The sequence below is a fragment of the Gluconobacter oxydans DSM 3504 genome, from assembly GCF_000583855.1.
Taxonomy (GTDB): Bacteria; Pseudomonadota; Alphaproteobacteria; order Acetobacterales; family Acetobacteraceae; genus Gluconobacter; species Gluconobacter oxydans.
Map to the genome: position 1 here is coordinate 1,602,488 of NZ_CP004373.1, position 13,047 is coordinate 1,615,534.

Below are 13,047 nucleotides of genomic sequence, written 5' to 3' on the forward strand. Positions count from 1 at the left end.
GTCAGATGCTCTGTGGCTCAACAGGGGGCTCCGGCTGGAGGATGCGCGTCATCTCGGCCTCGGAAGGGTAAAGCAGGATAATCAGGACGGAGAACAGGGCGACGCAGGCAGGCACGCCCAGAAAACCGAACGTGATGAAGGCGCGGGCAGTGTGGGTCTGGATGGCGGCATGGGGAACATAGCCGCCCCAGCCCAGAATTGCCGCGGAAAGCGAGCCGCCGATGGCCCAGGCGACCTTTCCCGCAAAGCTGTTCACGGAATAGGCCATTCCGGATGCCGTTACACCAGTAACAGCCGTGCCGTAATCGATGGAATCCGCGACCATTGCGTAGAAAACCGGCAGTGTCATGCCCTGGAAAAAGCAGATCAGTCCGAAGACTGCGACAAGATAAGCTGCACTATTCGGGCCATATGCAAAGAGCGCCAGCCCCATGGCAGACAGGATGTAGGGCAAAACAATCGTCAGCTTCTGTCCGACATGTCGGGCAAGCCAGGGCGAGCAGGTTACCCCCAGAACCTTGCTGGCCCCCATCATCGAAATGAGCATCCCCCCGAAATACTGCGGGCGATGTAGGACTTCCGTCGCATAGTAGATCGACAGGCCGTAGAATGCCGTCAGGTTAATATAGAACAGGCTCAGCACGATCGTGACGATCACCCATGCCCGGTTGTGGAACAGGGAGCCGAGCAGAACCTGGACGGGACTGTCATTCGCTTCCAGTTCGTAGCGCTCGCGGCAGGTGAAGAAGGGAATGAGCGCCAGCCCTCCGCCTGTCGCTCCCGCAATGGCCATCGCCAGCGGGTACCCCAGCTTTTCGTTGCCCCCGCCAAACAGGTGCACCATGGGCAGGATGGATGATCCAACCAGAAATGTTGCAAGTGTTGCGCCCATCATACGGAAAGTGGACAGGGAGAGACGGTCTTCCCGGTTGCGGGTCATGACATTGGGCAACAGCCCGTAAGGTACGATGACGAGCGAGAAAAGCACCCCCATCACAAGATAGGTGGCATAGGCCCAGGCAAGGCGTCCGCCTGACCCAAACGGCAGGGGCAGAAAGCAGCAGAATGTCAGGAAGCCGAGTGGTAGCGAAAACCATTTCAGGTAGGGTCGGACGCGCCCCCTGAACAGGATGCGATGGTCGATCAGATATCCGATGACCGGGTCCACCACGCTGTCGACCACACGTGCCAGAAGCATCAGCAGAGCAACGGAAGACGCGGAAATACCGTAAACATTGGTGTAATAATAGATGAGATAGGCCCCGGTAATTCCGAACAGGGCATTCCCTGCCAGATCGCCGAAGCCGAAGCTCATCCGCTCCCACAGGGCAGGGCGCTGGTTGTTCATCGTACCGTTCATGCAGCCATCCGTTTGGGGGCATGGCTGCCTTTCCATCAATCCGGAAAGGCAGTCCTGGAAGGATGTCCGATCCGGACAGGGTTATGTCAGAAGTCTGCCTTTATTCCACCGAAGAACTGGCGGGGTGCGCCCACGACCAGCGACTGGTAATCGCCCGAAAGCGGATTGCCGCCGTCATCGCCGGTCATGATCAGGTAGCGCGACCCTGTCAGGTTGGTGACGTTAAACGATGCCGTCAGATTTTCCAGACGTCCGATGCGGCCGAAATTGTAGCGCGCTCCGAAATTGACCAGCCAGTAGGACGGAAGGGACGTGTCGTTCGTGTAGCTGAACGGACGGCTGCTGGTGTAGAGGGCGTCGATGTTGAAGCTGGCTTTCTTGTAGGTGTATTCCGCCGTCGCCTTGTACATCAGGTCCGGGTAGTTCACGACATGCTTGCCCTTGGTGGCATAGGTCGTGCCCTGCTGGGTGATGTTGTTGTCGTATGTCGAGTGGTTGTAGCTGATTGAGTTGAAGATCGAGAGGCCCCGCAGGGGACGCAGGGTCAGGCCTGCATCCACGCCGTTCATTGTGACGCCGCCGAGGTTCAGCACCGTTGTCTGCGGGTTGGTCTGGCTGCCTTGGACCAGCGCGCCCAGACGGTTCGAGAAGTTCACGCGATAGGCGCTGACCGAGAAATCCACACGGCGCTGCGTGAAGCGGTAGCCGACCGAGTAGGCCCAGCTGGTCTCGGGTTTGACGGAGCTGCGTGACAGGTCGAAGGCCTCCTGCGAGACGGCAAACGGCGAGGCCGAAAGGTGATAGCCGCTTTCCGGATAGGCGCGCATGTTCTTGGCAATGTCGAAATACAGCTCATGATGCGTCAGGAAATGCCAGTCCCCGCTGAAATGCGGCAGGAATGCTCCGAATGTCGTCAGGCCCACGCCGCCGGCAAGGGCATTGGTGCCGGTATAGGGTTCGTAATTTCCGGTCTGCCCGACACGGGTCGTGCTCAGCATGGACTTGAAACCGGCATGAAGCGACAGGTTTTTGACCGGGCGCCAGGTGTCCTCAATATAGGTCTGCATTGTGTTGGTATTGTAGGTCTGGCCCCAGAGCTTCGCGAAAGGATCGGACCATTTGCGGAAAGGGTTGGGCGTCAACGTCTGCCCGTCCGCAAGAAGCGGGTCGTTATAGGCGAACATGTTCGAGACGTATTTGTTGTTCTCGTACCAGATGCCGCCATGAATTTCGTGCTTGCCGATATCATACGTCATGCTCGATGTGAGGCCGAAGCGCTGGATGTCGGGTTGCTTGACGATTTCGGACAGGGGCGCGCCGTTCGCTGACGCCATCCACGGATCGGACCACTGGGTATTGGCCTTCTGGTTGTGGCCATACACAACGGAATCCCATCGCAGGTGATCCGCCAGCTTCAGATGAAAATTCAGCCCGCCCAGCAGATCGCGTGACGCTGTCGTTCCGGCATAGTAGGACACATCCTTCGGGTCGCTGGTCGTGTCTTCGCCGTGCGAGTAGATGCCCTGCGCGGCGTTATAGGCCAGCCGGTAATTCGGATAATAGTTGGAGATGCCGTAGCCCAGCTTCTGGACCGTCTCCAGTGTTTCGGACTGGTAGTTGAACTGCTGGACGTCTGCCCAGTCGAACAGGAGCGAGACGCTGCTTTCGTTGTGGATCGGCTGCACCAGTTTCAGGTTGGCCTGCTGGAAGAACTGGGTGCCGTATCCTTTCCACAGCTTTGTGTCATTGCGCATGTAGGACACGTAGAACTTGGTCCCGGTGGGGTTCAGCTTGCCGCTGTCGATGCGGATGAAGGCATGCGTAGTGGCGTTGCTGCCACCCGTTGCGGCAAGGGTGCCACCGAACTTGTCCTTGGGATCAGACGACGAAATCATAATCGCACCGCCGAGCACGTTGGTGCTGGGCATGTCCACGGCGCCGGCACCCTGCGACATCTCCATATGGCCGACGTTCTCGGACGACAGTGCGGCGACAGCGTTCAGACCATTATAGTTACGGTAGACGGACTCGCCGAGTGGAATGCCGTCCAGTGAAAAGCCGATCTGGTTCTGCGAAAACCCGTGGATGTAGAGCTTGACGCCGCCCGTATCGACGCCCTGCGCATCGTCCGACTGAAACAGCACACCTGGCACGTTCTGCAACGCTTTCATGACGGAGGTTCCGGCAACGGCGTTCGTAAAGACGTGTTGGGAGATGACAGTCTGTGCCCCATGCGAAACGCGTCGCCCCTGGACCTGCATGAGTTCGGGCTGCACAGGGCGGGTTGAGGCGTGGTGTGCGGCAGGGGTTCCTGGCTTGGGGGCCGTGTGAAGCGGATGCGCTTTCCCCTTGCGGACATGCTGTGGTTTTTCTGCCGTCCATCCGTATGAGGGAATGAGGGCCAGCACTGTGGAAAGCAGAGCCATGTGGCGTAACGCGAGCTTGTTCTGGGTGACGATACGCATTGAGATCAATCCTTGCCCTCACACGGGTCTGACGGGGTGGCAATCTGGATAACCGGGGAACGCTACGTTGCGATTTTATAACGTGTAAACGACAATATGAACGACAATTCGATTCTGCAACAAAAAAGAAATTCGCAAAAAGCATTGTATTGCTGCCACTGTTTTCTGCTTCTGCTGCTATGTGCCTCGGACAGATATAAGCCTTTCCGTGGTGTGTACGTCATTAATCATGGCTGCATGTCATGCTGAATTTCGTGTGGCCGGGGATGGCCGGTCGGGATATCCGGGATGCGGCATGGGGTGTTGTCCTTATTCTCGTGGGAGGGAAGTACGACCGGGAAATTTGAATATACAATCCTCCCGGAGCCTGTAAGAATCCTGGATGGTTTTAATGGAGAAAAATCCGATGTCGCATGATGCAGATTACGAACTTTGCAATCAGATCGGATATCTTCTCCGGCGTGCCTATCAGCGGCACACAATCATCTTCCAGCGTGAAATTCCCGATGATCGGCTGACCTCCGCCCAGTTTGCGACCATGGTGACGGTTCATCGCCTGAAAGAGGCGCCCCTCGTACAGATCAGCGCGGCAACCGGCATCGATCACGCAACTCTGCGTGATATCGTCATGCGTCTGCGCAAGAGAGGGCTGTTGAGCATCGTCCAGGATCGCAATGATCGCAGGCAGCGTATCGTCTCCCTGACAGCAGAAGGGCTTGCTCTTGTGGAGAGCACCATTCCGAGTGCCGCTGACGTAACCGCACGAACACTGGCGCCTCTTGATGAGTGCGAGAGGATTGCGGCGCTGCATATCCTCAGAAAACTGGCATTTTTCGAAGACTGAAAACCACAGGATATATCCCTCACAGGAAACGAAACGGAATCGTCATAATTCGCTTGACGTTCCAAGGAGGGCTGTGAATTATCCATATATCGTGTGTACGCCATTATTGTTGAGCTCTCTTGCTCCGCGATGGCCAGCAGCAGAAGGGCAATCAGATGTCGGGTGGTGTTCGGGTCGGTATTGTGGGGGCTGGTCTTGGCGGCGTTGCTGCAGCAGGACTTTTGCAGTGTCAGGGTTTTGACGTAACGCTTTATGATCAGGCTCCCGGTTTTTCCCGACTGGGGGCAGGTATCCAGTTTGGCCCCAACGTCCTGAAAATCCTTGCTCATCTTGATGGCCTGGATAAGAAACTCGAGGAAATTTCCTGTCTTCCGGACTACTGGGTCAGCCGGAACGGAGCGGATGGAGCGGTTCTCGCAAAAATCCCGCTGAATGCAGAGCGTGATCGTTACGGCGCGCCTTACATCACCATTCATCGCGGTGATCTGCATCAGGCGATGCTGGACTGCATTGAGCCCGACCGCATCAAATGGGGGCACAAACTCGTCGACTTCACGGATAACGGGAAGACCGTTTCGCTGGAATTCGAGAACGGATCCACGGACACGGTAGATATTCTGGTTGCAGCAGACGGGATCAACTCGCGTGTACGCGAGAAAATCTTTGGTCTGGAAGAGGCTCTCTATACCGGCTGGATCGCGCATCGGGCGATTATCCCCGGTGCGGTCGCAAAGGCTCTGGGCGCGGATGTCAATGCCAAGTGGTGGACTGTGGACCGCCATATCGTCTGCTATTACCTCGATCGCAAGGAAGAGGAATTCTATCTTGTGACGGGAGAGCCGGCGGAATGGACCAGTCGCGCCGGTCAGCTTCCTTCCACGCGTGAAGAGTTCAAGGCGGCGTTCGCGGATTACCATCCGATGGTTCAGGGCTATATCGATGCGGCGGAAACCGTGACGAAATGGCCGCTCAAGACGCGTGAGCCGCTTCCGAAATGGCATGAGGGCCGCGTGGTGCTTCTGGGCGATTCCTGTCATCCGATGAAGCCCCACATGGCGCAGGGTGCAGCCATGGCCGTCGAGGATGCCGCGGTTCTGACGCGTTGCCTGAGCGAGCTTGGCGTTGCCGATCTGGAAGGGACGTTCGAGGCTTATTACCGTGCCCGCAAAGAGCGTGCGACCAAGGTCCAGACGATCTCCAACGCCAACACCTGGCTGCGTCAGCCGGAGGATCCGTACTGGTGCTACGGCGACAATGTCTATGACCTGAAGCTGACGTCCTGACGTGAAGGAGAGGGACGCTATGACGGACAGCGTCTTTCTGATGGTGAACGGGGAACGGCGCAAGGTTCACGCTGCCCCCGGCACACCGCTTCTGACAGTGCTGCGCAATGATCTCGGTCTGAATGGTCCGAAATTCGGGTGCGGACTGGGAGAATGCGGAGCCTGTACCGTGCTGCTGGATGGCAAGGCCGCGCGGAGCTGTGTGGTCCGGGTCGAAACGGCCGCCGCATGTGAGTCCGTCGTGACGCTGGAGGGGCTTTCTCCTGACGGGTCCGATCCGGTCCAACAGGCTTTCATCAAGGCACAGGCCGCGCAATGCGGATATTGCCTTAACGGAATGGTCATGACGGTGAAGGCGTTTCTGGATGCCGTGCCCGATCCTGACGAAGCGGCGCTGAGAGAGGCGCTGCGATATAATCTGTGCCGCTGTGGCACCCATGTCGAAATCATGAAGGCGGCCTGCATTGCGGCGGGTCTTGTGAAGGGAGACCCATGATGGCGCAGGCCTCGCTCCCCACTGGTTCTCTCAGCATTTTTCGTCCCGCGCAGCCACCGAAAGGGCTGGCGGCACGGGGCGGGTTCATTCCCAAAGACGAAATTTTCCTGCGGATCACGGCTGATGATCAGGTCGTGGCGTTCTGCGGGCATGTGGATCTGGGAACGGGAATTGCGACGTCTCTGGCGCAGATCGTGGCGGAAGAGCTTGATGCACGTCCGGCACGGGTGCGGATGGTGCTGGGCCATACCGAGGATACGCCGGATCAGGGTGCGACGATTGCGAGCGAGACCATTCAGGTCACGGCCATTCCGCTGCGCCGGGCTGCAGCGCAGGCGCGGCGTCTCCTGCTGGAACGTGCAGCAAAACTGACAGGCCGAGCGATCGGGACCATGACGCTGCGGGATGGCGAACTGGTCTGTGAACCGCCTTTGCCGAACCGGGTCTATCGCATCGGGGATCTGGTTGAAGGCGTGGAACTGCGGGTTCTGCTGGATGATGCGGCGGCGGTGAAAAGCACGTCCGAATATCGTCTGGTGGGGCGCAACATGCCGCGCGTGGATATTCCGGACAAGGTGACGGGCCGGGCAGTCTATGTGCATGACGTGCGTGTGGACGGGATGCTGCATGGGCGCGTCGTGCGGCCACCTTATGAGGGGTACGACCATGGGCCGTATGTCGGGCGGGCGCTGCTTTCGGTCGACCGGGAGTCTGTGGCGCATCTGCCGGGTGTGGTGGATGTGGTCGTGGTCGGCGATTTCGTGGGTGTTGTGGCCGAACGTGAAGAGCAGGCTGCGGCCGCCGCGCAGGCATTGCGAGTGGAGTGGGCGCCTGTTGCGTTGCCGGATCTGACCGATCCGGCCGAGGCTGTACGGGACAATCCTTCGACACCGCGCGTCGTGCTGGATCGCGGCACGCTTGAAGACGGTCTGGCAGGTGCGCAAACTGTTCTGGAACGGGAATATTTCTGGCCATACCAGATGCATGGTTCTATCGGTCCGTCCTGTTCGGTGGCGGACTGGCAGGATGGCAAGCTGAAAGTCTGGTCCGGGACGCAGAACCCGCACATGCTGCGCGCGGACCTGGCGCTGCTGATGGGGTTGTCCACGGCTGATATTCAGGTCATCCGGCATGAGGCGGCCGGGTGCTATGGGCGCAACTGCGCGGACGATGTGGGCGGCGATGCGGCTCTGCTGTCGCGTGCGGTGGGACGTCCGGTGCGGGTGCAGCTTTCGCGTGAGCAGGAGCATGTCTGGGAGCCGAAGGGCGCGGCTCAGCTCGTGCGGATCCGGGGCGGAATTGATGCATCCGGACAGCCCGTCGCGTATGATCTGGATACCAGCTATCCGTCCAATGTCTCGCCGCTGCTCGCGCTGGTTCTGACCGGTGTTGTTCCGGCGGACGTGCCGGCCGTGGCGCAGATGGGGGACCGGACGTCTGTTCCGCCCTATGATTATCCCAACGCACGGGTGACGGTTCAGGATATGCCGCCGATTGCGCGGGCGTCCTGGTTCCGTGGGGTCTCGGCACTTCCGAACAGCTTTGCGCATGACAGCTATATCGACGAGCTGGCGGCGGAGGCCGGGGCCGATCCGCTGGAATACCGTCTGGAGCATTTGCCGGACCAGCGGGCCTGCGAGCTTTTGAAGGCGACGGCGGATCGGGCCGGGTGGACGTATCGGGCCGGGCCGGTCGAGGTTGATCCGCAGGCCCGTGTGCTGAAGGGCCGCGGACTGGCCTATGCGCAGTATGTGCATGGGACGTTTCCCGGCACGGCGGCGGCGTGGTCGGCCTGGGTCGCGGATGTCGAAGTGGATCGTCAGTCCGGTGTGGTGAGTGTCACGCGGGCGGTGGTCGGGCAGGATGCGGGCATGATGGTGAACCCGGCCGGGGTGCGCCATCAGCTTCAGGGTAATGTGATCCAGTCTACAAGTCGCATCCTGCGCGAAGAGGTCCAGTTCGACGACAAGGGCGTGGAGAGCAGGGACTGGGGCGGCTATCCGATCCTGACCTTCCCGGAGCTTCCGGCGATCGAGCCCGTTCTGATGGAGCGGCAGGACCAGCCGCCTCTGGGGGCAGGAGAGTCCGCGTCCGTGCCGAGTGCGGCGGCGATTGCCAATGCGCTTTATGCCGCAACGGGGGTACGTTTTCGGGATGTGCCGTTCACGCCGGAAAAGGTTAAGGCGCGGCTGGATGAGGCGCTGGGTCCGCTGACTGCGGAAGCGGTGCGACCACTGGCGGCGCTGGGTGTGGCGGGTTCGGAAATGCGTCCGGCGATGGCACGGACCACGCTGGGTGCGAAGCTGCGTCGCGGGGCGTTTGCGGCGGCTTTTGCGACGGTGGGCGGTCTGATGGCGACGCTGATGCCATGGCGGCCGGCGATTGCGCCGGTTTCGCCGCCGGAGGCCGGTCTGTTTTCCGATGCCGCGATTGCGCGGGGCGAAAAAGTGGCGGCTGCGGGGGATTGTGCGGTCTGCCATACGGCACCGGGTGGAGTGACGAATGCGGGGGCGTTCCCGCTGGAGACGCCGTTCGGGATCATCTATTCCACCAATCTCACGCCGGACGTGGATACCGGGCTTGGGGCCTGGTCCTACGAAGCGTTCGAGCGGGCGATGCGTCATGGCATCAGCCGGGACGGGCGGCATCTCTATCCGGCGTTTCCCTATACGGCATTTGCAAAGACGAGCGATGCGGATTTGCGGGATCTGTATGCCTATCTGATGTCGCAGAAGCCGGTGCGCAATGCGGTGCCGAAGACGGCGCTGAAGTTTCCGTACAACATGCGTTTCTCGATGGCGGGGTGGAATATGCTGTTCCATGACCCCGCGCCGTTCACGCCCGATCCGGCACAGTCCGAACAGTGGAACCGTGGTGCCTATCTGGCGGAAGGGCTGGGGCACTGCTCGGCTTGTCATACGCCGCGTAATGCGTTGGGGGCCGAGCGCTGGAAGAGTGCGTATCTGACCGGGGGAGAGGCCGAAGGATGGTCGGCACCTGCGCTGAGCACGCTGTCACAGTCTCCGCTGCCCTGGAGCGAGGACGATCTGTACGCCTATCTGCGGACGGGGTTCAGCCCGGCGCATGGTCCGGCGGGCGGGCCGATGGCACCGGTCGTTCATTCCATGGCGTCTCTGCCAGATGCGGATGTGCGGGCGATTGCGCATTACATTGCGTCCTTTGATCGCAGGAACGCCGTTGAAGGCGTGGCGGCGCGTCGGGATGCGGTGCTGGAGCAGGCGCGCGGGCTGCAGGCGCTGGACCGGGGCGAGGGATCGCGGATCTATAACGGGAGTTGCGCAAGCTGCCATGAAGGTGAGGGCGTGCATCTGTTTGGCGCGCGTCCGCAGCTTGCGCTCAACAGCAATATTCAGGCGGACAGCCCGGATAATCTTGTTCATGTCATTCTCAAGGGTGTGTCGGAGCCGGCCTATGGGCAGGCGACCACCATGCCGGCATTCGGGGACATCCTGTCTGACCGGCAGATTGCGGAACTTGTTGCGTATCTGCGGCGGACAATGGCACCGGGTCGGCCTGAATGGACGGATCTGGAAGCCCATGTGGCCCGGATCCGTGCGCAGATCCGTTTGCAGGGAGGACATTGAGAATGGGTGAACGCTGGCTTCCGGTATGGCGCCGGGCACAACGGACGGACATGATCGCGCCCGATGAGCATCCGGGCGTGGGGCAGACGGTTCTCCTTGGCGGCCAGCATGTTCTGGCGATGACGGGATCAACCGTGGTGGGGCCGCTGCTGATGGGGTTTGACCCCAATGTGGCGATCCTGTGCTCGGGGCTGGGAACGATCCTGTTCTTCTTCATCACCGGTGGTCGCATTCCGAGTTATCTGGGATCGAGCTTTTCCTTCATTGCACTCGTCGTGGCGCTGACCGGTTATTCCGGGCATGGCCCGAACCCCGATATTGCGCTGGCCTGTGGCGGGATTTTCGTGGCGGGCGTGGTGTATGCGCTGATCGGGTTGCTGGTCCGGGTTACGGGGTCGGGGTGGATCGAGCGCCTCATGCCGCCGTCTGTCACCGGGGCGATCGGGGCGGCGATCGGGCTCAATCTGGCGCCTGTGGCGTCGCGCGGGCTCGGGCATGGCGGGGCAGGCACGGCCTGCGGCCTTTTCGCGCTGCTGTGTACGGCGCTGCTGGCGGTTTATGGCGGGCCGTATCTGCGGCGTCTGTCGATCCTGCTGTCCCTGATTGCGTCCACGCTTCTCTATGTCGTGGTGGCGAATGTGCTGCATCTGGCGCCGGCGATGGATTTTTCGGAAGTTCTGGCCGCGCCGCTGATCGGGCTGCCGCATCTGACGGCACCGCGCTTTAGCGGCCATGCGGCCGTTCTGCTGGCCCCTGTGGCGCTGGTTCTGGTGGCGGAGAACCTCGGGCATCTCAAGGCGATCGGCGCCATGACGGGACGGCCGCTGGATCATCTGACGGGACGGGCGTTTCTGGGGGACGGGCTGGCGACGATGCTCGCGGCCAGTCTCGGCGGCACGGGCGTGACGACCTATGTCGAGAATATCGGCGTCATGGCGCTGTCGCGGGTCTATTCGACGCTGACTTTCGGGATGGCCGGAATTTTTGCCATTCTGCTGGGTTTTTCGCCATTTTTCGGGGCGCTGCTGCGGGCCATTCCGGAGCCTGTGCTCAGTGGACTGTCGGTCGGGCTGTTTGGTCTGATCGCGGCGACGATGGTGCGCGTCTGGGTGGATAACCGCGTGGATTTCTCCCGCGCCTCAACGCTGTTTCCTGTTGGTGTGGCCCTCGTGGCCGGGGCGGGAGACCTTACTTTCACAATCGGTGGTGTGACGCTGGGCGGCATTGCGACCGCCACGATCGCTGCCATCGGCCTCAACCAGATCCTCAAGGCAGGATCGGAGTCCAAGGAGCCACCTTCATGCCCGTAAGTGATTTTGAACTGGTGCAGGCCTGGCGACAGGTGCTGACGCTGTGTCGTCTGGAAGCGGGACAGACCGTGACGCTGCTGACGTCGCTGGGCAGCAATGAGCAGACCCTGCGCTGTGCGGTTCTGGCCGTGCAGGAAAAGGGAGCGATTGCGAACCGGCTGGATCTTCAGCCGACGAACGGGGCGCTGTCCTTCTCGCGGGATCCGCTGGCCTTTGTCGGGACGACGCCGCTGACGAACAACCGGGCGGCGGTCGAGATGCTCAAGGCCAGCGATCTGGTGCTCGACCTGATGACGCTGCTGTTCTCGGCCGAGCAGCATGAAATCCTTGCAGCGGGTGGCCGTATCCTGCTGGCCGTGGAGCCGCCCGAGGTTCTGGTGCGGATGACGCCCACGATGGAAGACCGCGAGCGCGTTCTGGCGGCTTCGAAAAAGCTTCAGGCGGCGAAGGTCATGCGGGTGACGTCAGCAGCGGGGACGGATGCGTCCTTTGCGCTGGGCGATTATCCGATGCTGGAAGAATATGGCTTCGTGGATGCGCCGGGGCGCTGGGATCACTGGCCGAGCGGGTTTCTGGCGACATGGTCCAATGAGGGCTCGGCGGAAGGGAAAATCGTTCTTGCGCCGGGAGACATTCTCCTGCCGCAGAAATCCTATGTGACGGCACCCATCACCTGCCATCTTGAGAAAGGCTTTGTCCGGGCGATCGAGGGCGGTTACGAGGCCGATCACCTGCGGGACTACATGGAAAGCTTCAACGATCCGGAAGTCTATGCGGTGTCGCATATCGGCTGGGGAATGCAGGATCGGGCGCACTGGTCGGTCATGGGGTTCTATGACCGCGAGGCCAGCATCGGCATGGACCCGCGCGCCTGTTCGGGGAATTTCCTGTGGTCCACGGGGCCGAATAACGAGGCCGGCGGCACGCGCGATACGGCGTGCCATATCGATATTCCAATGCGGGGCTGCACGGTCACGCTTGATGATGTGCCGGTCGTGAAAGACGGTAGGCTTGTGGAGAACGCATGATGAGCACGCAGGATAACCGCGACGAGGACCGCTACAAAAAGCAGGGTTTCGGAAACGAAATGGGTATGACGGGGCGCATCGCGCTGCTGATTGTCGATTTCGTCAACGGATTTGCCGATCCGGAAGCCTTTGGTGGCGGCAATATTCCCGAAGCGATCGAGCGGACGAAAACGCTGCTGGCAACGGCACGGCGTCTGGGCTGGAAGGTGGCGCATACGCGGATCGTGTTCGCGGATGATGGCGCGGATGCGAACATCTTCTCACTGAAGGTGCCGACGATGCTGGGGCTGACGGAGACCAATCCGGCCTCTGCCATCGTGGACGAACTGGCGCCGGAGCCCGGTGAATATGTGGTCCGCAAGACGGTGCCGTCGGCGTTTGCGGGCACGCCGCTGGCCTCCTGGCTGGTGACGCACGGGGTGCAGACCGTTGTTGTGGCCGGCTGTGTGACGTCCGGCTGTGTGCGGGCGAGCGTGCTGGATGCGATGCAGTACGGCTTCCGTCCGGTGATCGTCTCCGACTGCGTGGGCGACCGGGCCATCGGGCCGCATGAGGCCAATTTGTTCGATATGGCGCAGAAATGTGGGGACGTCATGGACCTCGACGCCCTGTTGTCCCGTCTTCCCAACAGCTGACATCACGATTTTTCAGAAGGA

Annotated in this window: 9 protein-coding genes; 7 read left to right on the forward strand and 2 right to left on the reverse strand. The window is 60.8% G+C overall.

Annotation, left to right across the window (positions count from 1 at the left end):
• Nucleotide 1: 1 nt before the first annotated feature.
• Nucleotides 2-1,360 (reverse strand): MFS transporter, encoded by a 1,359-nt coding sequence (locus tag GLS_RS07160; RefSeq protein ID WP_041111702.1) that lies wholly within the window; start codon nt 1,358-1,360, stop codon nt 2-4.
• Nucleotides 1,361-1,446: 86 nt separating this feature from the next.
• On the reverse strand, nt 1,447-3,825 hold the full coding sequence (locus GLS_RS07165; protein ID WP_052327509.1) for a TonB-dependent receptor: 2,379 nt from the start codon (nt 3,823-3,825) through the stop codon (nt 1,447-1,449).
• A gap of 406 nt (nt 3,826-4,231) precedes the next feature.
• Here GLS_RS07165 and GLS_RS07170 point away from each other — a divergent pair, with 406 nt between their 5' ends.
• From GLS_RS07170 to GLS_RS07200, 7 genes are all read left to right on the forward strand, one after another.
• Complete coding sequence (locus GLS_RS07170) at nt 4,232-4,669, forward strand: MarR family winged helix-turn-helix transcriptional regulator (protein ID WP_226986539.1); 438 nt, start codon at nt 4,232-4,234, stop codon at nt 4,667-4,669.
• A gap of 155 nt (nt 4,670-4,824) precedes the next feature.
• The gene (locus GLS_RS07175; RefSeq protein ID WP_041111704.1) at nt 4,825-5,952 is read left to right on the forward strand and encodes an FAD-dependent monooxygenase; all 1,128 of its coding nucleotides are present in this window, start codon (nt 4,825-4,827) and stop codon (nt 5,950-5,952) included.
• Between the two features lie 19 nt (nt 5,953-5,971).
• Entirely contained in the window at nt 5,972-6,448 is a 477-nt protein-coding gene (locus GLS_RS07180) for a (2Fe-2S)-binding protein (RefSeq protein ID WP_041111705.1), read from the forward strand.
• Nucleotides 6,445-10,053 (forward strand): molybdopterin cofactor-binding domain-containing protein, encoded by a 3,609-nt coding sequence (locus GLS_RS07185; protein WP_226986540.1) that lies wholly within the window; start codon nt 6,445-6,447, stop codon nt 10,051-10,053. The genes GLS_RS07180 and GLS_RS07185 overlap by 4 nt, the downstream gene beginning before the upstream one ends.
• Nucleotides 10,054-10,055: 2 nt before the next feature.
• Entirely contained in the window at nt 10,056-11,363 is a 1,308-nt protein-coding gene (locus GLS_RS07190; RefSeq protein WP_052327510.1) for a solute carrier family 23 protein, read from the forward strand.
• Complete coding sequence (locus GLS_RS07195; RefSeq protein WP_041111706.1) at nt 11,354-12,391, forward strand: M29 family metallopeptidase; 1,038 nt, start codon at nt 11,354-11,356, stop codon at nt 12,389-12,391. The genes GLS_RS07190 and GLS_RS07195 overlap by 10 nt, the downstream gene beginning before the upstream one ends.
• On the forward strand, nt 12,391-13,026 hold the full coding sequence (locus GLS_RS07200; RefSeq protein WP_041111707.1) for an N-carbamoylsarcosine amidohydrolase: 636 nt from the start codon (nt 12,391-12,393) through the stop codon (nt 13,024-13,026). Before GLS_RS07195 ends, GLS_RS07200 begins: the two co-directional genes overlap by 1 nt.
• The last annotated feature ends 21 nt before the right edge of the window (nt 13,027-13,047 follow it).